The organism is Tsuneonella troitsensis (assembly GCF_001441535.1).
GTDB classification, from domain to species: domain Bacteria; phylum Pseudomonadota; class Alphaproteobacteria; order Sphingomonadales; family Sphingomonadaceae; genus Tsuneonella; species Tsuneonella troitsensis.
Map to the genome: position 1 here is coordinate 442,883 of NZ_LMAU01000003.1, position 20,600 is coordinate 463,482.

The following is a 20,600-nucleotide window of genomic DNA, read 5'->3' on the forward strand; positions in this document are numbered from 1 at the left end:
AAACCCTTGCTGCTGCGGCACCCATTTCGAACAGGACTAACCGTGTGCGACGTCGGCCTCGCGCGGGCTAGGATCGCGGTTGCTTGCGGTCAAGCGGGGCAGAGTGAGGACCAGGCTGCCCGCATCGCGCACCAGGTCGCCGCCGAGCGCCTTGGCTTCCGCACGCGCGAGGCGCAGGGCGAAGCCTGCCCCGAACATTCCCGCACTCACCGCTCCGCCCCCGGCGCGGGTGTCTACGGCAAAGATGTCGTCGGCCTGCGCCAGCGACGCGGGCAGGGCGGCGACGAGCCGCACCGGGCCGCTCGCGTGATCGAGCGTCAGGGCAATCTCTTCGCCGGCGGCGGTCGCTCCGGTCAGAGTCGCCAGCAGGCGCCAGCCGAGAATCTCGGCGTCATGCGTGGAAAGCGGCACCTGCGTCGGTTCGGTGGAACCGAGCACGACGAGGCGCGCGCCGCGCGGACGCAGCACCTCGCCGAGCTGGTCGGCGAGCTGACACACGACGCCTGCCCAGTCCGCGTCGCCCGTTTCGGGCACCAGCGCGCCGCTTTCCAGCCGAGCGAGCCGATCGAGTTCGTCGAACCCTGCCAGAATGCGCGCGGCATCCCCGGCGATCGTGGCGGCTAGCGCGCGATATTCGTGCGGTGTCGGCCCGAAGAGCTGCTGCTGGATGACTTCGGCAAACCCCTGGATCGCGTTTACCGGCGTCTTCAGTTCGTGCAGCAACTGCCGCATCCGGTCGCTCGCACGATCGGGCGCGCCAAGGTTTTCGCTCGCCAGCGGTGGGCGGCGAAACCGACCGGCGTAGCCGATGAACTGTCCGCCCAGTTCGCCGAAGCGCGGAGCCGCATCGATCACCCAGTCGCCCGCGATTGCTGGAGCACCGTCCAATTGCGTACGGTGGGATGCGATGGGCTGCTGTCGGTACGCGTCGCCTGCAGCCGGCTGCAGCAATGCTCCGACAACCATCGGCGCGACGCGCGGTTCGGCCCATTCGATCCGGCCCTGCGCATCCGTGCTGAAGGCGAACCCTTCGATCCGGACGACGCCGCCTTCGCCGCGCTCGCCAAGAGGGAGCATGGGATCGTCGTCGCGCTGTCCGGGGTGAGCGGCGCGGTGCTTGCGGAAGGCCTCGATCCGCTTGACGAGAGCGCCGATGGCGCTGTCGTCCGCCGCCTGGAGCGGCGCCGCCACTTCGTCATCCGCAAGATCGTTTGCCGGAACGGGGCGGGCGGGAGGACCGACAGGCGGCGTGGCTGTCTCCCGATCCACAGCCGGCGCTGCTGCATCGCCATCGGGTCGGGGAAGGCCGCGATCGCGGATGCCCAGTCGTTCGAGCAGGTCCTGCGTCTGCATGGGAAGGTCGCGCCGCAAGCGCAAGAAGCCCCTGGCGCGGATCGGTAGGCGCGGGATCACCGCTTCCCAGTCCTCGACCGTTAGCTGGGCCACGCTCAGCGCGGCAGAGGCCACTTCCGGCTCGTCTTCGGCGAGGTGAAGCGCGAGTTCCGGGTTGCGAAAGCGCTGGCCCGGCTCGCGAAGCATCGCGGCGCGCTCGGCTGCCGGCAGCGCTTCGCCTAGCGCGGCCAGCCGAATCCATGCTGCCGCCATCAAGTTCTCGTCGCGGCCCTGCCGACGGTGGCCGAGCAGGTCGAGCAACTGGCGAAACTGGGTGCGCGCAGACCGTTCGCCGGAAGCGCGATGGCGCAGTACCGTGGCGAGGCGATCGTCGAAGTGCATGCTGCTCCAGTTGTGGCGATCCGGCGCCGAACGAACAACCACCGGGATGGTGTGCTACCACGCGCGAAAGCATCGCACACGGGGTAACGGGGCCGCGTTGCAAAGCGGGACAATTGCTGGCAGGAACAATAAAATTATCCGGCGGCGCGACTCGGCGTCGCCTTAATTGCCCGGACAGAGGCCGGGTGTGGCACGGTCCGGGGGCGCGGTAATGGCCAATTTAGACGATATCGACCGGAAATTGCTGGCTGAATTGCAGGCCGAGGGGCGTGTAACCAACGTCGAACTCGCCAGCCGGGTCGGATTGACCGCGCCGCCCTGCCTTCGCCGCGTTCGCTCACTCGAGGAAGAAGGCGTTATCCGCGGTTATCATGCGGACCTCGACCCGTCGAAGCTGGGTTTCGCGATCACCGTGTTCGCAATGGTGAGCCTGAAGAGCCAGGCCGAATCGGCGCTGCGCGAGTTCGAGGATCACATGAAGGCGCTTCCCGAAGTGCGCGAGTGCCACATGCTCAACGGCGAGATCGACTTCATCCTCAAGATCGTCAGCCAGGACCTGCAGAGCTTCCAGGAATTCCTGACCAGCAAGCTGACCCCGGCACCCAACGTCGACAGCGTGAAGACTTCGCTGACGATCCGCACCGCCAAGCACGAGCCTGGCGTCCCGCTGGAGTGACTGCAATGCCCGATTGGGCAGCGTCGATGGCGGTGATGATCGGTGCGCTCGCAATCCAGGCGGCGCATACTTGGTGGACAGACCAAGTCCTGCCCAAACGATTGACGAAGCTGCCTTTCTGGCGTCAATCATGGCCCCGCCCGATCGAGCTGACCTCGCGTCGCGAGAGCCTTTGGTTCTTCGTGTGGCTTTTCGCGGGCCTGGTGGCAGTGACCGCGTGGGTCGTGACCTATCCGGGCCGACCGCTTCTGCCGGCAGCGATCATCGGCGCGACGGTCTTCACGACAGTGCATACCGTGTGGATGGTCCGCCTTCGCCTGTGGGCGCGCGGCGAGACAAGGCGCCGGGCCGCCAGGGCGAAAATCAAATCCGGGTGAGAGACTGGTGGCAAAGGCTCCGGGAACGAGCCCGAAAGGAGACGGTCGGAACGCGAAATCTCCGCATTCGGCTCAGCCGCGCTCCTTCAGCCACTCCTCAAGCCACTTGATCGAATAGTCGCCGCTCAGCACGTCCGGCTGGTGGAGCAGTTCGCGATGGAGCGGGATGCCGGTCTTGACCCCTTCGATCACCATTTCTTCGAGCGCGCGGCGCAGACGCATGATGCATCCTTCGCGTGTGCGGCCATAGACGATCAGCTTCGCGATCATAGAATCGTAGTACGGCGGGATCCTGTATCCGGCATAGAGGCCTGAATCGACGCGCACGTGCATTCCGCCCGCCGCGTGGTAGGCCGTCACGAGACCCGGTGAGGGGGCGAAGGTCCACGGATCTTCCGCGTTGATGCGGCATTCGATCGCATGGCCGGTGAAGCGGATCTCGTCCTGCGTGACCGACAGCGGCTTGCCATCGGCGATGCGGATCTGCTCGCGCACCAGGTCGACCCCGGTGATCGCCTCGGTCACCGGATGCTCGACCTGCAGGCGGGTGTTCATCTCGATGAAGTAGAACTCGCCGTTCTCCCACAGGAACTCGATCGTCCCCGCGCCGCGATAGCCCATATCGGCCATCGCGCGAGCGCAGATGCCGCCCATCCGCATGCGGTCTTCGTGGGTTATGACGGGCGAGGGCGCTTCTTCCAGCACCTTCTGGTGGCGCCGCTGCAGCGAGCAGTCGCGTTCGCCCAGGTGCACCGCGTTGCCGTTGCCGTCGCCGAAGATCTGGAATTCGATGTGCCGCGGGTTGCCGAGGTATTTCTCGATATAGACCGTCGCGTCCCCGAACGCCGCCTTCGCCTCGCTGCCGGCCTGGCTCATCAGGGTTTCGAGCGTGTCCTCGCTCTCGCACACCTTCATGCCGCGGCCACCGCCGCCGCTGGCCGCCTTGATGATGACGGGATAGCCGATTTCAGCGGCGATCTTCTTCGCCTCGCCGATCTCGCTCACCGCTCCGTCGCTGCCGGGCACCAGCGGCAGGCCGAGCTTGCCGGCGGTGCGCTTGGCCTCGACCTTGTCGCCCATCGTCACGATGTGCTCGGGCTTGGGGCCGATCCAGACGATGTCGTGCGCCTCGACGATCTCGGCGAACTTGGCGTTCTCGGACAGGAAGCCGTAACCCGGATGGATCGCGTCGGCGTGCGAGATTTCCGCCGCTGAGATGATCGCGGCGACATTGAGATAGCTGTCGGTGGCGCTGGGCGGGCCGATGCACACCGCGTGGTCGGCCAGCCGCACGTGCATTGCGTCGGCATCGGCGGTCGAGTGCACCGCGACCGTCTCGATACCCATTTCGTGCGCGGCGCGATGGATGCGCAGCGCGATCTCGCCGCGGTTGGCGATCAGTATTCGCTGGATGGCCATGCGCGGATCAGCCGATCACGACGAGCGGCTGGTCGAACTCGACCGGCTGGGCGGTCTCGACGAGGATCGCCCTGATCGTACCCGCCTTGTCGGCGGCGATCGGGTTCATGACCTTCATCGCTTCAATAATCAAAAGGGTATCGCCCTGGCTCACCGTGTCGCCGACTTTCACGAACGGCGCGGCGCCGGGTTCGGGGGTTAGATAGACGGTGCCGACCATCGGCGACTTCAGCGCGCCGGCGACGTCGGCGGAAGGCTCGGCAGCAACCGGGGCCGCAGCGGACGGCGCCGCGGCGGCAGGAGCCGCCGGCGCCATCGCCATCGGCGCAGACATCGTTACGCCGCCGCGCGCCACGCGAACCTTGCGGTCGCCGTCTTCAACCTCGATTTCGGTCAGCCCGGTTTCGGCAAGCAGTTCGGCGAGTTCGCGTACCAGCTTGGTATCGACGTTCATGCCCGAGCTGCGCCCGGCAGCGCCCTTGGTATCGGCCATTGTGTGCCCTTTGTAATGTCAGGCGGGTGCCTATGCGCGGCTCGTCCGGCGCTGGCAAGTATGTGACGCTAGAGCAGCGCGGCCTTTTCCAGCGCGACGACGTAGCTTTGCGGGCCGAGGCCCTTGACCTCGTCCGCTGCCGCCATGCCGACATAAGATATATGTCGGAACGGTTCGCGGTTGGTGGGATCCGACAGGTGGACCTCGATCACGGGAACGGCGATCGCCTTGATCGCGTCGAGGAGCGCGATCGACGTATGGGTATAGGCGCCCGCGTTGAGCAGCACGGCCCGCGCCCCATCGGCGTTCGCCTCGTGCAGCCAGTCGATCAGGTGCCCCTCGTGGTTGGACTGGCGCACGTCGACTTCCAGACCGAGCTCGCGCGCCCTGTCCTCCAGCATTCCGGCTATATCGTCGAGCGTGGCCGACCCGTAGATTTCCGGTTCGCGTGTGCCGAGCAGGTTCAGGTTGGGGCCGTTGAGGACCATGACGACGTTCGATGGTTTGGGGTTCGATGCCATGCGTTCCGCTTAGCGGGTGCTCGCACGCCGGGGAAGCGTGCGAAAGCGCACCATCCCGTGGTCGGACCCCGGAACACGACTGTCGCTCACCGATTGATGATATAACCGAAACAGCCGGAGACTTGCCGTGAAGCGCACCCATTTCGTCATCCTGCCCCTCGCCGTCGCGGCGCTGGCGGCCTGCCAGTCCGAGGCCGAGAAACAGGCCGACGCAACCGAGGACCGGATCGAGCAGCAGGCAGATCAGAGCGCGGCGGCGGCAGGCGATGCGGTCGCGGCGCTGGGCCTGACCGAACGGCAATTGCTCGACGGAGAACTGGTGACCGCGGACGGAACCGAACTCGGCGATATCGAACAGGTTCGTCGCGACGCGGGCGGGGCGGTGACCTCGCTGGTGGTCGAGATCGAGGACAGCAGCCCCGATCGCTACGTCGACGTTCCGCTTGCCGGGCTTACGGTCCGCCAGGGTTCGATGGACGATCCCGACATCCAGACCACCATGACCGCCCAGGCGCTGGCCGCTTTGCCCGACTTCACACCGGGAGCGCCATGATCGAAGGCGATGCGCGGGGCGTTCAGCGTCAGGTCTCGACGCCCTTTACCTTCCCCCACTGGCGGGCGGCGGTGTAGCCGAGATAGCCCGTGCCGAAGAGCGCGTAGAGTTCTTCGGGCAGTCCGCGCAGGTATGCGGTCATTGCGCCCGCGATCTTTCCCGCCGCGTCGGGCGCGAATCGCGATAGCACCCCGACGGGGAGCGCCCAGAGCAGCATAACGTACATGACGTAGAGGAAGCTCGGCCGCGCGCGGCTGGTCCAGGGGTCGCTCGATCGCGCCTCGCTGATGATGGCGGACAGCCGCCCCTCGATCTGGCGGAGCTCGTGCGTGCCCTCCATCTCGATCAGCGCGAGCTTCGCCTTCGCGCGGGCTTCTTTGTCGGGAATGATCTTGTCGATGATGGATGCGATTGGGCCGACGAGGATTTCGAGAACGGGCATGAGGCGATCTCCTGATTCGCAGAATGACTAACCAAATGGGTTTGTGTAGGAAAATAGTATCTCCAAATTCGCAAACATTGATTGCGTTTGACTTGCAGGGTTCAGATTCGCAAAACGCCGCAGGTGAAACCCATGTTGAAACATTTGTGCGGCTTTGCGGCCGCCTTCGCCCTGATTGCGACGGTGCCTTGCGCCGCGCAGGCGACACCCGCCGCGGGCGATGCCCGATTGCAGTCGCTCTATCAGGAGTACTGGGACTGGCAGGTCGCGGAGTCGGGCTCGATCGAAACGACAGACGGCGAACTCGATCCGGGACCGACGATCCCCTCCGCCTCGCCGGAAGCCCATCGCGCACGGGCGGAAAAGGCTGCCGACTTCCGCCGCCGTCTCGACACGATCGATCCCGATTCCCTCTCGCCGGCCGAGCGCACCAATGCCGCGGTGCTTCGCGCCGTGCTGACCGAAACGATCGAGGACGCCCGCTTCTCCGAATGGGAAATGCCGTTCGACAGCGATTCGAATTTTTGGTCGTACTGGGACGCCAGCCGCGGCTTCGAAACGGTTGAGGAATACGATCGCTACATTGCCCGGATGCGCGCGCTGCCCCGATATTTCGACGAGCAGATCGCAAACGCGCGCGCAGGCCTAGCCCGCGGGTTCAGCGTCCCGAAGGTGACGTTGACGGGGCGCGACGCCTCGCTCGCGGCCTATACCGTCGCCGCTCCCGAGCAGTCTCCTTTCTGGAAGGCCTTCGCTGAAATGCCCGCGCGGTTTTCGTCCGAGGAGCGGAACCGCTTGCTGGCGGAAGGCCGGACCGCGATCGCGCAAAGCGTGACGCCCGCCTACGGCAAGTTGCTGAACTTCATTCGCGACGAATACACGCCTCGGGCGCGGACCACTCTCGCGGCCGAGGCGATGCCGGACGGCAAGGCCTATTATCGCCAGCAGATCCGCCAATACACCACGCTCGACCTCGGGCCGGACGAGGTTCACCGGATCGGCCTCGACGAAGTCGCCCGGATCGAAGGCGAAATGCGCAAGATCATGGCCGAGGTCGGATTTACGGGATCGATCGCCGACTTCAGCGACAAGCTGCGCACCGATCCCCGCTTCATCGCGGCCACTCCCGACGAGTTGATGGGCGTATCGTCCTACGTCGCGAAGCGGGTGGACGGGCGATTGGCCGACTATTTCGGTTTCCTGCCCCGGCGGCGCTTCGCCATCCGTCCGGTGGCCGACGCGATCGCGCCCTTCTATACCGCCGGGAGGGGAGGGCTCGAAGCGTGCCAGATGAACACGCACGACCTGCCGTCGCGCCCGCTCTACAACATTCCCGCGCTGACGCTGCACGAGTGCGCGCCGGGGCACAGCTTCCAGATGGCGTTCCAGCTGGAGCAGGGCGGACAGCCCAGGTTCCGCCGCAACATCTATTTTTCCGGGATGGGCGAGGGCTGGGGACTCTACACCGAATTCCTCGGCGAAGAGATGGGCATCTATCGCACGCCGGAGGAGCGCTTCGGACGGCTGAGTTACGAAATGTGGCGCGCCGCCCGTCTGGTGATCGATACCGGCATTCACCATTACGGCTGGGACCGGGACAGGGCCATCGCCTACCTGGCGGATCGCACGGCCCTTTCGCGGCACGAAGTGGGCACCGAGATTGACCGATACATTTCTTGGCCCGGACAGGCGCTTGCCTACAAGCTGGGTGAAATGAGCATTCGTCGGATGCGCACCAAGGCCGAGGTGGCGCTCGGCAACCGGTTCGACATTCGCAAGTTCCACGACGTGGTCCTCGCCCTGGGCTCGGTCCCGTTGACCGAACTGGAGGCGCGAGTAGAAGCGTTCATCGCCGATGGCGGTCAGGGATTGTCCGGCGTAACGTACGACTGACGGGGGGTATTGGCGGGGTGCGGCGCAGCCGGGTGACATCGTTCGACGTGGCCGAGGCGGCGGGCGTGAGTCAGTCGACCGTCAGCCGCGCACTGGCGGGATCGCCCTCGATCACCGAGGAGACCCGCAGCCGTGTCGAAGCTGCCGCGGCCGCACTCGGCTACCACGTCGACGCGCGTGCGGCCCGCCTGCGCAGCGGACGGACGGGCACGATGGCGATCGTCGTCGTGGGGCGAGCGGGCTCCGATCCGACGCGGGTAAGCGGCTTCCACTATGCATTGCTCGGTAGCACGTGCGCGGCAGCCGCCGAGTGCGGTTACCAGTCGCTGGTCGCGTTCCAGTCCGATCCGGGCGAATTCGCCTGGAACTACGTCGCTCAGGGGCAGGCCGACGGGTTGGTGGTGATGGGCACCAGCGTGAACCGCGCCGCTTGGAACGACCTGCTCGCTACCGCGCCCCAGGGACCCGTCGCGGTATGGGGTGCGCCATTCGACGACGAGCGCTGGGTGCGCGCGGAGAATCGCGAAGGGGCGGTTCTGGCGGTGGAGCGGCTGATCGCCGCAGGACACAAACGGATCGGCTTTCTCGGCACGGTGGACGCGGAGCATCCGCAGTTCGCGGAGCGATACGAAGGTTATCGCGAAGCACTCGTCCGTCACGGACTCCCCGTCGGAGAACCATTGGCCGTCGTCGGCGATGACCGCGTAGCCGCGGGGCGCGAGGCGGTCGCAGCCATGCTTGGCGCACCCGATCCGCCGGACGCGATCTTCGCCGCGAACGATGCCATCGCGCTGGGCGCTTTAGAAGCGCTAGGCAGAACAGGCGCTCGAGTCCCCGAAGAGTTCGGGGTCGTCGGCTTTGACGGGCTTGCCGCCGGGGTCCACTCGCACCCTCCGCTGACAACGATCGAACCCGATTTCGCCGAGGCCGGGCGGGCACTCGTGTCGCGCATCTGCTATCCCGATGTAGAACCGACGCGCCGGGTACCCGTGCGGCTGATCGAGCGAGGAAGCGTCCGCCCGGTGCGGTGATCAACTGGGCCGGGGCACAGCGGTGCTTACCTTCATCGCTTCCATCGAGAACGTGGAACTCACGTCGTTCAATCCAGGCACTTCGCTGATTAGCCGCTGATAGATTCGGTCGTAATGCGCGATGTCGCGAACGCTGAGCTTCAGGAGATAATCGACCTCGCCCGCCATCCGGTGGCATTCGGTGATCTCGGGAATTGCCGCTACCCCGGCGGCAAAAGTGGCCAGCCATTCCGGATCGTGGCGTGCCGTGCGAATGGCGACGAAGACCGTCGTCGGCAGTCCGACCTTCGTCGGGTCGAGCACGGCGACCCGCCGCGCGATGACGCCCGCTTCTTCGAGCCGCTTGATCCGTCGCCAGCACGGGTTTGTCGAAAGGCCCACCCGCTCTCCGACAGCCTGGATCGGAAGCGCGGCGTTTTCTTGCAGGACAGCGAGAATCGCCCAGTCGATAGAATCCAATTCCACGGTATTGGCCTTTCATGGGATAGAACGTTGATCTTGATATTGATGACAGCAAGGTTTGGGAACAAATTTCATCGAAGCTGTGATATCTGTCCTTTGAAGCAAGGGAGGTTATCGATGCGCTTGTCCGGCTATTTCCGCGATCACCCGGCCTCGGTGGGAGAGACCTATGGCGAGCACCTCGCCCACGCGAGCGGGTTCGGTTTGCGCATGATCGTCGGTGGCTTCGCCTGCATCCTGCACGGGCTGTTGCCGTTCCTGTTCGTGAAAACCGGTAGCAAGCAGGTGTCGGTCCTGCATGATCGGATGGTAACCAACCGCAGCAAGCCGATGCCGGGAATTCTCGATTTCGTGATCTGACCTGCCCCACTAGACGTAACGGGAACGAAGTCCGGTTTCAGTCGGTCTCGGTCAGGCTTGGCCGGCCACGCCGAAACGGCCAGATGTGTTGACTGACATATCCGTCCGGCGCCTTCACCCCGGAAACACCGTACCCGGACGGCCAGCGTTCTGGCGGAAGGTGGTGCGTGCCGAACCAGCGATCGATCATCGGCAGATGAACGGCAAAGTTCCGGTCGCGCGCCTCGTCTTCGATGCCGTGGTGCCAGTGATGGAACCGCGGCATGGCGATCCAGCGCTCGAGCCAAGCCGACGTCGGTTCGAAATTCGCGTGAATGAAAACCGCGTGGAGCGACACGAACCCGAGGTATGCAAAGATAGCCGACTGCTCGAACCCGAGAACGACCAACGGCAGCAGGACCAGTCCGCGGGTGACGATCACGTCCACCAAATGAAGTCTCGATCCCGCGATCCAGTCCATCGCCTCGACCGAGTGATGCACCTGGTGGAATCGCCATAGCAACGGCACCGCGTGGAAGGCGCGATGCACACCGTACTGCGCCAGATCTGCGACTAGCACGCAAGCCGCGAACTGGACGATGAGCGGAAGGCTCCGCACCAACGTCTGGAGGGACGGAATGGCCAGAGCCTCGCCGACCGATACCGCTGGCACCAGCACCAGCACGCTCATCAGCTGAACAAGCGCATGGCTCATGAAGAAATACTGGAAATCGGTCAGCCATCCCGGTCGAAACGGCCCCTGATCTCGTCGCAACGCGAACGCTCTTTCGAGCGGCACGAACAGTGCGACCGAGCTAATTACCCCCAGGATGAACCAGTCCAACCCGATGTAGAACGAAGTTTTGGAGCCTCGCGGTATTTCCACGCCGCCCGCGCCGAGCAGCAAAGACAGCGCGGCAAGCGCAAGACCCGCAAGCCCCAAGGCCTTCTTGCGCCTCAGCAGAAGGGACAGCGCGGATAATGCCAGGACCGCAAATATCGCGATGTCGATCGCGGCGCGCACCAGCTCGAGCGGGTAGACCCCGCGCAGATCGGGAAGCGTCAGCCATTGGGGAAAGTGGAGGCACAGCACCGCTGCCACGCACAAAAGCCCGAGGCCGACGGCCAGTATGCCGCTGATCCAGCCGCTACCGAACCTGCGAGGCGATTGATCGGAAAAGATCCGGGCGAGGACACGTTCGGCCTGCAGTGCCATTGCGGCTTGTCCCCAACATCTCCGAGCCTTGCGGACACGTACCCGAATCCAGCACGGCGGCCAATTCCGCGTGCGTGGAAATCGATTCGAGATAGGAAATTCGGGCGGTCACGGTCGGTAGCGAAGCTACGAAACCGTTGAAGCCACTGGTCGGGACGAGAGGATTCGAACCTCCGACCCCCACACCCCCAGTGTGATGCGCTACCAGGCTGCGCTACGTCCCGAGCCAGTGGAGGCGCGCCTATAGGTTGCGACTTTGCGCAAGGCAAGCGGGCCGATGCGGGACCGTAATTTGCCCTTGCGAGACGATGCTGCTAGGCGCGCGCCCATTGCCGCCGGCGGGTTCGTACCCATCTTGCCGGCGCTTCTCATTGTTCGAACGGACCGACAAGACGATGCTCGATATTCTCGCCGCCGCGGCTGGCGCCGAAGCGCCCCCGGTTTGGATCAGCTGGCTGCCCATCGTCGGCATGATCGCGATCTTCTGGTTTCTCCTGATCCGGCCCCAGATGCGCCAGGCCAAGGCACACCGTGAGAAAGTGGCCGGTTTGAAGAAGGGCGATCAGGTGGTCACTGCCGGCGGACTCGTCGGCAAGGTTCTCAAAGTCGACGACCATTACGTCGATCTCGAACTGGGCCAGGGCGTCAAGGTCAAGGCGGTCAAGCACACGATCGGCGACGTGATCCCGCCGGGCGGCACCGCCGCCGCTAACGACTGATCAGGACGCTCGTCGCTCATGCTCGATTTCCCGCGCTGGAAGAGAATTTGGCTGTGGAGCCTGCTCCTCGTCGTCGCGCTCGCCTCGCTCCCCTCGCTCGCTTCGCTCTCGGGAGTGAAGTGGCCCGAGGAGTTGCCCGATCCGGCCATCAACCTTGGTTTGGACCTTGCCGGTGGCAGCCACATCCTGCTTGAGGCCGATACCAGCCAGATCGGCGCTCAGCGCCTTGAATCGATGGAAGAATCGGTCCGCACCGCGATGCGCACCGCCGAGCCTTCGATCCGCGTCGGCGACGTTTCCACGAACGACGGCCGTCTCAGCTTCATGGTCGAGAGCGCGGCCGATGTGGACCGGGCGCGCGAGCTCTTGCTACCGCTCGTCAACGGCACCGGGATGGTGCGCGAATGGTCGCTGTCGGTTGTCGACGAGACGCGCTTCGTCCTCACGCCGACCCAGCAGGGCCTCGACGCCGCGCTCGACCAGGCGATGGACAGTGCCAAGGACGTCATCGACCGCCGCATCAACGCGATCGGTACCCTCGAACCGACGATCATCCGCCAAGGCGAAAACCGCATCGTCGTTCAGGCGCCGGGCCAGCAGGATCCCGAAGCGCTCAAGGCGCTGATCGGCCAGACCGCGAAGCTGGAATTCAAGCTGGTCGACATGAACGCGCTGCCCAGCGACGTTATGGCCGGCAACGCGCCTCCGGGAAGCCAGATCTATCCCTACGCGGCCGATTCTCCGAATGCCGGCCAATTCATCGCGGTGCGCCGCCTGGGCGGTATCCAGGGCGACAATCTCGTCGGCGCCCAGCAGGGCTTCGATTCGCGTGACAACACGCCCGTGGTCAACATCCAGTTCGACCAGCAGGGCGCTGCCAAGTTCGCCCGCCTGACGACCGAGAATGTGAACAAGCCGTTCGCGATCATCCTCGATGGCAAGGTCCTGTCGGCACCCAACATCAACGAACCCATTCGCGGCGGCACCGCGCAGATCAGCGGCGGCTTCACGGTCGAGAGCGCCAACCAGCTCGCGATTTCGCTTCGATCCGGCGCTTTGCCGGTCGATCTTACCGTGATCGAGGAGCGCACCGTCGGTCCTGATCTTGGTGCGGACTCGATCCGTGCCGGCCTGATCGCGATGGGCATCGGCACCGGGTTGGTGCTCGTCCTGATGTTCTTCACGTACGGTCGCTTCGGTCTTTATGCGGACATCGCGCTCGTCCTGAACGTTCTGATGATCATGGGCATCATGGCCGTGATGAACGCTACGCTGACGCTGCCCGGCATCGCGGGCTTCGTCCTGACCATCGGCGCCGCCGTCGATGCCAACGTGCTGATCAACGAACGCATTCGCGAAGAGCGACGAAAGGGGCGACCGGTCCATTCCGCGATCGAGAACGGCTACAGGGAAGCGAGCCGGGCGATTTTCGACGCGAACATCACCAACGTGATCGCCGCGATGCTGTTGTTCCTCTTCGGCCAGGGGCCGGTGAAGGGCTTCGCGGTCGTGCTCGTCATCGGCATCATCACTTCGGTGTTCACCGCGGTGACCCTTACCCGCATGTGGGTTGCAGGCTGGCTTCGCCGGACCCGCCCCGCCGACATCAACATCTGACCGGAGGCCAGGCGCATGAAACTCATCAAGCTTGTCCCCGACGATACCAACATCGGCTTTCTGAAGTGGCGCGTGCCGTTCTTCGTGGTCAGCGGGATACTGATCGCGGCAAGCTGGGCGCTGGTTCTTTTCCAGGGGCTCAATTTGGGCGTCGATTTCGTCGGCGGGCAGATGATCCGCACGACGTTCGTCGGGCAGGCGGAAGCCCCCGTACCGCAGATGCGCGAGACGATCGCTCGGCTCGGGTATGGCGACCCCATCATCCAGCGGTTCGGTGCGGAGAACGAAGCCTCGATCCGGATGAAGTTGCCCGAGGGTTCGGAATCGCAGCCCGATCTCGCCAACACCATGGCCGACCGGATTACCGGTGCCTTGCGCGCCGATTTTCCCGGCGTACGGATCGACGGCGTGGACTCGGTCTCGGGCAAGGTTTCGAGCGAGCTGTTCCGAACCGGTCTCCTCTCGCTTCTGCTGTCGATGATCGCGATCTCGATCTACATCTGGGTGCGGTTCGAGTGGCAGTTCGGTGTCGGCGCGCTGTTCGCGCTGTTCCACGACGTGTCGCTGACATTGGGCTTTTTCGCGCTGACCCAGCTCGAATTCGACCTCAACATCGTCGCGGCGATTCTCACCATCATCGGCTACTCGCTCAACGATACGATCGTCGTGTACGACCGGATTCGCGAGAACCTGAAGAAATTCCGCAAGATGCCGGTGCCCGAACTGCTCGATCTGTCGGTCAACGAAACTTTGTCGCGTACGGTGATGACCAACCTGTCGCTGCTGATCGCGCTGGTTCCGCTGCTGTTCTTCGGCCCGGCCAGCCTGTTCGGCATGACCGCCGCGATCACGCTGGGTATCTTCGTCGGCACCTACAGCTCGATCTACATGGCCGCGCCGCTGCTGATCTGGCTGGGAGTCAAGTCGGACAGCTTCGTTCACACGACCGACGGACCGGACAAGGCCGAGCGCATCGCGCGAGGCGAAGTTCAGACCTGAGGTTCTTCGTCGAGCAATCGGGCGTAATGGTCGGCCAGCGCTGCGGCGTTGGCCTGCCAGCTGAAACGTTCGGCAGTCGCAGCGACCGCCTCTCGCATCGGAGGGTCGGCGAGTAGTGCGCGCACTCCCGCTGCGATTGCCGCAGTAGTGCGGTCGACTATGCGGCCCGCCTCAGGCTCGGTCACCACCTCGCGCGCGCCGCCGGCGTCGGTAATGACCAGCGGCGTGCCGCAGGCGAGCGCCTCGATCCAGGCGTTTGCCAAACCCTCGCTGGCAGACGGCAGAACCATCGCATCCGCTGCCGAGAGCACCAGCGGGAGCATGTCGTGATCGAGGCTGCCGAGAAAGTGTACCCGTCCGGCGGCTCCGATGTCCGCGGTGCGCTTTCTCAGAGCGTTTTCCTCATCGCCGCTTCCGAGGAGCACGAGCACGGTATCGTCCGGCAGATCGGCGAGCGCGTCGATCACCAGCGCCTGTCCCTTGCGCGGGATCAGCGCGCCGACGGTCGCGAGGACCGGCGCCCTGTCGGGAATTTCGATGCCCAGCTCGCGGGAAAGTCGGCGGCGCAGAAGCGTATGCTGCAGCGGCCGGAAGCGGTCGCGGTCGAGACCGGTGTAGTGAATCGTGATCTTCTCACGCGGTAGGCCGAGCGCAGCCATGTCGTGAGCGAGGGCATCGCAGACCGCGAGCATTCCGCTCGCTTTAGCACCCGCAACAAGAATCTGCGCCCGAGTGTCCGTGCGCGCCCCCCAGTAATGAATGTCTGCCCCGCGAGCCTTGATCGACAGCGGCAAGCCCAGATCGGCGGCAATCGCGGCCGCCGCGGGACCGTCGGGGTAGAAGAACTGCGCATCGACCAAGTCGAACGGCGCATCGGTGTGCAGCTTGCGGGCGAGGGGCAGGACGGTGGTGGCGATGCGACGCGGGTTTGAGCGGGCGCCGAGCCGCGGGATCGAACGCACGATCGGTCGATGCACCGATACACCGCCCTCGACGGCGTCCATCGCCGCATCGCGAAGCGCGCGATAGCGGCCTAGGGCGACGGGGGGGAGGACGATCGGATTGACCACGGTGACGTCCCAATCGCCGCGCGCTGCCAAGGCCTCGAGGCTTCGCGCGACGAACGTGCCGAAGCGCGGGTTCGCGGCGTTCGGATAGAGCGTCGCGATCGACAGGACGCGGCGCTTGCTCACGTCAGAGCTTCCGCACCAGCATTTCGGCCACCGCTATCCAAGCCGGGTCTTCGACGACCTGTTGCTTCTGACCGGCTCCGACGGGAAGGACCCCGACCCGGTTCCCCTGCCGGTCGATCAGGCGTCCGAAGGCGAACCGGCCGCCCTTGCGCGGGACGAGAACGTCGCGGTTGATCGCGGTGGCGGCCTTTTCCGGGGCGATCTGTCGAAGCCAAAGCTGGTCGCCAGCCCGGTATTCGCCTGCACTGCTCTCGATCGACAGGACCACACGAATGTCATCCCCACCTAGTTCCGTGGGCAAAAGCGCGTCGCGTTGGTTCGGCAAAGCCTCGGGCCCCTGATTGCCGAGCAGCGCCACCACTTGCGCGCGAACCGCGCCCTCGGACCGCACGAGCATCTCCGGATCGACGCCCAGCGCACTGGCGATGCGGTCCATCCATTTGATCGACAGGTTGCGCATCCCGGTTTCGAGCCGCCCGATCGTCTGCGCGGTCGTGGGCGGGGTGCAGGCTTCGGCCAGTTCGGCCAGCGTCATGCCTTTTTCATGGCGGATATCGCGAATGCGATTGATCATCATGACCCCTAACCAAATCGGTTTTTCATTTTCCTACAGGCAACCTGTTTTGGCAAGCTGCGATTCGGCCTCAGGGAGATTGTCATGCGCCAACTCGTCGAACGCGAACTGACCAGCGAAGGGCCCAGGCGCCACGTCGGGGCGCGAGAAAAAAAACGAACCGTCACCATCAACCTCGCCGAATCGCCGCTCTCCTGGCTCCATGCGCGTGGGCACCTCGACGACCGGCTGTTCGATGCAGGAGAGCGTCTGCGCGCCGATTACGAACGCGCACAGTTGGCACCCAGCGTCACGATGCGCTGGGATCCCGTTAGGGTAAGGACGACCGGCGATACCGGACTGACGCCGGGCGAGAGGCAGATCGCCGCGAAAGCCCGTTTCGACGGGGCGTTGGCGGCGGCGGGAAAGGGTCTGCAGGACGTGTTGTGGCGCGTCGTCTGCGCCGGAGAGACGCTGCCCGATGCAGAGCGCGCGCTGGCCTGGCCCGCGCGCAGCGGCAAGCTCGTGCTGCGGCTGGCTCTCGATCGCGTGGCGGATTTCTACCGGATCGCCTGAGCGATCCGATGTGCCATACTTATCGCTCGCGCGCGTCGATCGATGCAAGCGATCGGCCGGCACGCATGGTCTGGACGAGGAATATCGTGACCAGCACCGCTGCAAGACCAATGAACAGGATGTCGAACGCGCCGAGGTTCGCAACTCGGCCGACATCGGGCCCGAGCACGCCCATGGTGATCGTCAGCGCCACGAGGATGATCCTTAGCTCGGTCGGGCCGGCACCCATGTGCGACAGGGGAAACTCACCCGCGACCTTCGCGAGCAGGAACGTGTGCACCGCCAGCAGCAGATAGGCTACCACCGCGAACATCGCCACGTCCACCCTCAGATAAGGGCTCATTCCCAGTCCGCCCAGGATGAGCAGTGAAGCCAGTCCGTCGCAGCTATGATCGATGAAATAGCCGAACCGCGGCCGCTCGATCTTGCGGTAGCGGGCAATCGATCCGTCGAGAGAATCGCCGAACCAGTGGACGAAGTAGCCGATTACGCTGAGCGCCAGCCACGCCGGATCGAAGTTGCTGAGAGCATAGCCCGCACCGATGGCGGCCGCGGCCACTAGGGCGAGCACAGTCAGCTTGTCGGGCGTGACCCATGCGGGAAGACGCGGGCATATCCATGCAAGCAGCCGCTTCTCGCTCTCGGCCAGCACGTTGCGCTGGATGCGCCGCGGACTCTGTAACGGAACTGTCATGGGTTCGCATCGCGCGCGAAGCCGTGAACGGCAAGTGAATTATCTATCCCTCGACGGCCTCTGCCAGTTCCAGCCAGCGTTCCTCGGCGGCATCCTTTTCCGCCCTGGCGTTGGCAATGCCTTGCGAGATTGTCGCGAAGCGCTGCGGATCGCGGGCGTAAAGGTCTGGATCGGCGAGGATATCCTCGCCCTTGGCAATGGCGGCTTCCAGCTCCTCGATCCGGGCCGGGAGCAATTCATAGTCGCGCTGGTCCTTGTAGGTGAGCTTTTTGCTCCCCCGCCCGCTTGCGGGAGGGGGTTGGGGGGTGGGACCACCGCGCTCTCCCCTCCCGCTTACGGGAGGGGTCGGGGGTGGGCCTGCTCTGGCCGCCCTCCGCTGCGCTACCCAGTCCTCGTATCCGCCTGCGACCACGTCGATCCTGCCGCTGCCGTCGAGGCCCAGCGTCATCGTCACCGTGCGGTCGAGGAAGTCTCGGTCGTGGCTCACGATCAGCACAGTGCCGTCATAATCGGCGATCACTTCCTGAAGCAGGTCGAGCGTCTCGAGGTCGAGGTCGTTGGTCGGCTCGTCCAATACGAGCAGGTTGGACTTGCGGGCGAATTCGCGCGCCAGCAGCAATCGGCTGCGCTCGCCCCCGGACAGCGTACCCACCTTCGCATCGACGATCGAGGGATCGAACAGGAACTCCTTGAGGTACCCCTGCACGTGCTTGCGGCTGTCGCCCACGTCGATCCAGTCGCCGCCTTCGGCCAGGACCTGGCGGACCGTCTTGTCGGGCGACATCAGGCTGCGCTGCTGGTCGATCATGACGCCGGTCAGCGTCTTGGCGATGGTCACGCTGCCGCTGTCGGGCTGAATCTCGCCGGTCAGCAACTTCAGCAGCGTGGTCTTGCCGGTTCCGTTCGCTCCCACCACGCCGATCCGGTCGCCGCGCTGGATGCGCATTGAGAAGTCGCGGATGATGCGCCGCTCGCCATAGGACTTGTTGACATTCTCAGCGACGATCACCGACTTCGACTTGAAGTCGTCCTGGACCGCAAGCTGCAGCTTGGCGGCACCCTGCGGCCCGATCATCGCCGCCCGCACCGCGCGCATCTGCCACAGCTTTTCCAGCCTGCCCTGGTTCCGCTTGCGCCGCGCGGTCACGCCGCGTTCGAGCCAGTGCGCCTCAATCTTCAGCTTGGCGTCGAGCCGTTCGGCGTTGCGCGCCTCCTCGGCAAAGACCTGCTCTTCCCAAGCCTCGTATCCGCCGAAACCGACTTCCTTGCGCCGCATCGATCCGCGGTCGAGCCATAGCGTGGTCGTGGTCAGTCGCTTCAGGAACGTCCGGTCGTGGCTGATCACCACGAACGCGCCCTTGAACCGGCTCAGCCAGTCCTCCAGCCAGTCGATCGCCGCGAGATCGAGGTGGTTGGTCGGCTCGTCCATCAGCAACAGGTCTGGGTCTTGCGCCAGCGCGCGCGCGATGGCCGCCCGTCGCCGCTCGCCGCCGCTGGCGCCAGCGCACGGCGTGGCCATGTCGATGCCCAGCTGCCCGGCGATCGCCTCGACCTCGTGCAGGGCGGGGGGGAGCTCGCCCTCCATCGCCCAGTCCATCAGGGTTGCATGGCCGGTGAAGTCGGGCTCCTGCTCGAGCAGCACGATCCGCGTGCCCGGCTTGACCTTTCTTAGGCCCTTGTCCGGTTCAACCTGGGTATCGATCAGCTTGAACAATGTGGTCTTGCCGGCACCGTTGCGGCCGATCAACGCGATCCGGTCGCGCGGGCCGATGTGCAGGTCGAGATCGGAGAGCAGCCAGCGGCCGCCCTGTTGCAGGCCGAGGCCTTCCCAGCTGAGGATTGGAGGCTGTGCCATAGCGCGGCGCCCATATCGGTGGCAGAGAGCCGGAACAAGCCGGTTCACCGATGCGTAATGGCGCGAAGGCCACTGAGCCTTCGAAAAGGAGTGCCCACCATATGTTCCGAATTCTCGCCCCGCTTACCATCGCAGTCGCAGCTTCGCCCGCTATCGCGGCGGACGTTCAGGTCACTTCGCAAGGGCCGATAGTAGAACTCGCGATCACCGAAACGGTGAAAGCAAAGCCTGATATCGCGGATGTCGGTGCGGGCGTTACGACCGACGCGCCCACCGCGGTCGCCGCAATGGAAGCCAACGCTCGGGCGATGGATGCGGTGATCGCGCGGATCAAGGCTCTCGGCATCGACGAGGACGATATCCAGACGACCGGCATCAACCTTGGTGCGCGATACGATTACGACCAGGCGCGCCAGACGCAGGTCTTCCGTGCCTACCAGGCTTCGAACCGCGTCAAGGTGACGCTCCGCGACGTGAAGCGCACCGGGCCTGTGCTCGATGCGCTGGTGGCCGCAGGAGCGACCGATATCAGCGGACCCAACTTCTCGATCGACGACGACACCAGCCCGCGGGCGCAGGCGCGTAAGGCTGCGTTCGACAAGGCGCAGGCGCAGGCGACCGAGTACGCGCGCTGGGCGGGCTATTCTGGTGTGCGCGTCCTTTCGGTCAGCGAGGCGGTCAACCCCGGCCGCCCGATGCCCATGATGGAGCGCGCCATGGCGGTGCAAAGTGCGGATGCGAAGTCCACGCCGGTCGAACCGGGCCTCGTCGGTACGTCGGTTACAGTGAACGTCACGTTCGAGATGACGCGCTGATCCCTGAACGGGGCGCGGCGACCGCATTCACTGAATGTTCAATGCGCCCCGGATAGGTATCGTGTCGTCATGAAGAAGATCGTTGCCTCTCTTGCTGCACTGGCGCTTCTGGCCCCTGCCGCGCCGGCGCTTGCCCAGCGCAACGACCAGGGCGAGGCGCGCAAAGAAATGCGCGCAGGCAACGTTTTGTCTCTCCGCCAGATCGAAGGGCGCGTCCTCCCGCAGATGCGGGGCAGCGAGTACCTCGGCCCTGCCTACGATTCGGTCGCGATGGCTTACCGCCTCAAGTTCATCAAGGACGGGCGAGTGACTTATGTCGACGTCGACGCGCGTACCGGGCGGGTGCTTGGGATATCCCGTTAACATTCGCGGAAACCCCGCGCTCGGTTGACGCGTTCATCCCGAACGCCCACATCCGGGCCG

At 64.9% G+C, this 20,600-nt stretch carries 23 protein-coding genes and 1 tRNA gene; 12 read left to right on the forward strand and 12 right to left on the reverse strand.

Annotated features, from left to right (window positions below):
* Positions 1-36 precede the first annotated feature (36 nt).
* Positions 37-1,734 carry a sensor histidine kinase gene (locus AR323_RS08850; RefSeq protein ID WP_083495350.1) on the reverse strand — a complete coding sequence of 566 codons (1,698 nt, stop codon included), beginning with the start codon at positions 1,732-1,734 and terminating at the stop codon, positions 37-39.
* Positions 1,735-1,945: 211 nt separating this feature from the next.
* On the opposite strand from AR323_RS08850, the gene AR323_RS08855 reads away from it, so the two are divergent.
* Together AR323_RS08855 and AR323_RS08860 are read left to right on the forward strand one after the other, a co-directional pair.
* The gene (locus AR323_RS08855; protein ID WP_057883580.1) at positions 1,946-2,410 is read left to right on the forward strand and encodes an Lrp/AsnC family transcriptional regulator; all 465 of its coding nucleotides are present in this window, start codon (positions 1,946-1,948) and stop codon (positions 2,408-2,410) included.
* Between the two features lie 5 nt (positions 2,411-2,415).
* Positions 2,416-2,787 (forward strand): hypothetical protein, encoded by a 372-nt coding sequence (locus tag AR323_RS08860; protein WP_057883581.1) that lies wholly within the window; start codon positions 2,416-2,418, stop codon positions 2,785-2,787.
* Between the two features lie 72 nt (positions 2,788-2,859).
* On the opposite strand, the gene accC is transcribed toward AR323_RS08860, so the two are convergent.
* From accC to aroQ, 3 genes are all read right to left on the reverse strand, one after another.
* The gene (accC, locus tag AR323_RS08865; RefSeq protein WP_057883582.1) at positions 2,860-4,206 is read right to left on the reverse strand and encodes an acetyl-CoA carboxylase biotin carboxylase subunit; all 1,347 of its coding nucleotides are present in this window, start codon (positions 4,204-4,206) and stop codon (positions 2,860-2,862) included.
* Positions 4,207-4,213: 7 nt separating this feature from the next.
* A complete protein-coding gene (gene accB / locus AR323_RS08870) occupies positions 4,214-4,699 on the reverse strand; it encodes an acetyl-CoA carboxylase biotin carboxyl carrier protein (RefSeq protein WP_057883583.1) in 486 nt (161 codons plus the stop codon).
* Between the two features lie 68 nt (positions 4,700-4,767).
* Positions 4,768-5,220: a type II 3-dehydroquinate dehydratase gene (gene aroQ / locus AR323_RS08875; protein WP_057883584.1), complete on the reverse strand. Its 453-nt coding sequence runs from the start codon at positions 5,218-5,220 to the stop codon at positions 4,768-4,770.
* 127 nt (positions 5,221-5,347) lie between these two features.
* Here aroQ and AR323_RS08880 point away from each other — a divergent pair, with 127 nt between their 5' ends.
* Positions 5,348-5,773: a hypothetical protein gene (locus tag AR323_RS08880; RefSeq protein WP_057883585.1), complete on the forward strand. Its 426-nt coding sequence runs from the start codon at positions 5,348-5,350 to the stop codon at positions 5,771-5,773.
* 28 nt (positions 5,774-5,801) lie between these two features.
* Here AR323_RS08880 and AR323_RS08885 read toward each other — a convergent pair whose 3' ends face one another.
* On the reverse strand, positions 5,802-6,215 hold the full coding sequence (locus AR323_RS08885; RefSeq protein ID WP_057883586.1) for a holin family protein: 414 nt from the start codon (positions 6,213-6,215) through the stop codon (positions 5,802-5,804).
* A gap of 132 nt (positions 6,216-6,347) precedes the next feature.
* Between AR323_RS08885 and AR323_RS08890 the strand changes: the two genes are divergently transcribed.
* A complete protein-coding gene (locus AR323_RS08890) occupies positions 6,348-8,108 on the forward strand; it encodes a DUF885 domain-containing protein (protein ID WP_057883587.1) in 1,761 nt (586 codons plus the stop codon).
* A 32-nt stretch (positions 8,109-8,140) separates the two neighbouring features.
* Complete coding sequence (locus AR323_RS08895) at positions 8,141-9,139, forward strand: LacI family DNA-binding transcriptional regulator (RefSeq protein ID WP_235510514.1); 999 nt, start codon at positions 8,141-8,143, stop codon at positions 9,137-9,139.
* Here the strand turns inward: AR323_RS08895 and AR323_RS08900 are convergent, their stop codons facing one another.
* On the reverse strand, positions 9,140-9,604 hold the full coding sequence (locus AR323_RS08900; RefSeq protein WP_057883588.1) for an Lrp/AsnC family transcriptional regulator: 465 nt from the start codon (positions 9,602-9,604) through the stop codon (positions 9,140-9,142).
* A 114-nt stretch (positions 9,605-9,718) separates the two neighbouring features.
* Between AR323_RS08900 and AR323_RS08905 the strand changes: the two genes are divergently transcribed.
* Positions 9,719-9,961, forward strand: coding sequence for a DUF6356 family protein (locus tag AR323_RS08905; protein WP_057883589.1), 243 nt, complete (start codon positions 9,719-9,721; stop codon positions 9,959-9,961).
* 37 nt (positions 9,962-9,998) lie between these two features.
* Here AR323_RS08905 and AR323_RS08910 read toward each other — a convergent pair whose 3' ends face one another.
* Both AR323_RS08910 and AR323_RS08915 read right to left on the reverse strand, forming a co-directional pair.
* A complete protein-coding gene (locus AR323_RS08910; protein ID WP_057883590.1) occupies positions 9,999-11,156 on the reverse strand; it encodes a sterol desaturase family protein in 1,158 nt (385 codons plus the stop codon).
* 147 nt (positions 11,157-11,303) lie between these two features.
* Positions 11,304-11,380: transfer RNA gene (locus tag AR323_RS08915), tRNA-Pro, on the reverse strand.
* A gap of 171 nt (positions 11,381-11,551) precedes the next feature.
* Here AR323_RS08915 and yajC point away from each other — a divergent pair.
* From yajC to secF, 3 genes are read left to right on the forward strand one after another with little or no spacing between them, the layout of a single operon-like run.
* Entirely contained in the window at positions 11,552-11,875 is a 324-nt protein-coding gene (gene yajC, locus AR323_RS08920; RefSeq protein WP_057883758.1) for a preprotein translocase subunit YajC, read from the forward strand.
* An 18-nt stretch (positions 11,876-11,893) separates the two neighbouring features.
* Complete coding sequence (gene secD / locus AR323_RS08925; protein WP_057883591.1) at positions 11,894-13,492, forward strand: protein translocase subunit SecD; 1,599 nt, start codon at positions 11,894-11,896, stop codon at positions 13,490-13,492.
* A 15-nt stretch (positions 13,493-13,507) separates the two neighbouring features.
* Positions 13,508-14,491, forward strand: a complete 984-nt coding sequence (secF, locus tag AR323_RS08930) for a protein translocase subunit SecF (RefSeq protein WP_057883592.1) — start codon at positions 13,508-13,510, stop codon at positions 14,489-14,491.
* Here secF and AR323_RS08935 read toward each other — a convergent pair.
* Positions 14,482-15,684 (reverse strand): glycosyltransferase, encoded by a 1,203-nt coding sequence (locus tag AR323_RS08935; RefSeq protein WP_057883593.1) that lies wholly within the window; start codon positions 15,682-15,684, stop codon positions 14,482-14,484. The genes secF and AR323_RS08935 overlap by 10 nt on opposite strands.
* Position 15,685: 1 nt before the next feature.
* Positions 15,686-16,258 carry a helix-turn-helix transcriptional regulator gene (locus AR323_RS08940; RefSeq protein WP_057883759.1) on the reverse strand — a complete coding sequence of 191 codons (573 nt, stop codon included), beginning with the start codon at positions 16,256-16,258 and terminating at the stop codon, positions 15,686-15,688.
* 84 nt (positions 16,259-16,342) lie between these two features.
* Here AR323_RS08940 and AR323_RS08945 point away from each other — a divergent pair, with 84 nt between their 5' ends.
* Positions 16,343-16,813 (forward strand): DUF6456 domain-containing protein, encoded by a 471-nt coding sequence (locus tag AR323_RS08945; protein WP_057883594.1) that lies wholly within the window; start codon positions 16,343-16,345, stop codon positions 16,811-16,813.
* A gap of 19 nt (positions 16,814-16,832) precedes the next feature.
* Here AR323_RS08945 and AR323_RS08950 read toward each other — a convergent pair whose 3' ends face one another.
* Both AR323_RS08950 and AR323_RS08955 read right to left on the reverse strand, forming a co-directional pair.
* Positions 16,833-17,507, reverse strand: a complete 675-nt coding sequence (locus AR323_RS08950) for a CDP-alcohol phosphatidyltransferase family protein (protein WP_057883595.1) — start codon at positions 17,505-17,507, stop codon at positions 16,833-16,835.
* A gap of 43 nt (positions 17,508-17,550) precedes the next feature.
* Positions 17,551-19,362: an ABC-F family ATP-binding cassette domain-containing protein gene (locus AR323_RS08955; RefSeq protein WP_057883596.1), complete on the reverse strand. Its 1,812-nt coding sequence runs from the start codon at positions 19,360-19,362 to the stop codon at positions 17,551-17,553.
* 101 nt (positions 19,363-19,463) lie between these two features.
* Here AR323_RS08955 and AR323_RS08960 point away from each other — a divergent pair, with 101 nt between their 5' ends.
* Complete coding sequence (locus tag AR323_RS08960) at positions 19,464-20,177, forward strand: SIMPL domain-containing protein (protein ID WP_057883597.1); 714 nt, start codon at positions 19,464-19,466, stop codon at positions 20,175-20,177.
* 69 nt (positions 20,178-20,246) lie between these two features.
* Complete coding sequence (locus tag AR323_RS08965; protein ID WP_057883598.1) at positions 20,247-20,540, forward strand: PepSY domain-containing protein; 294 nt, start codon at positions 20,247-20,249, stop codon at positions 20,538-20,540.
* The last annotated feature ends 60 nt before the right edge of the window (positions 20,541-20,600 follow it).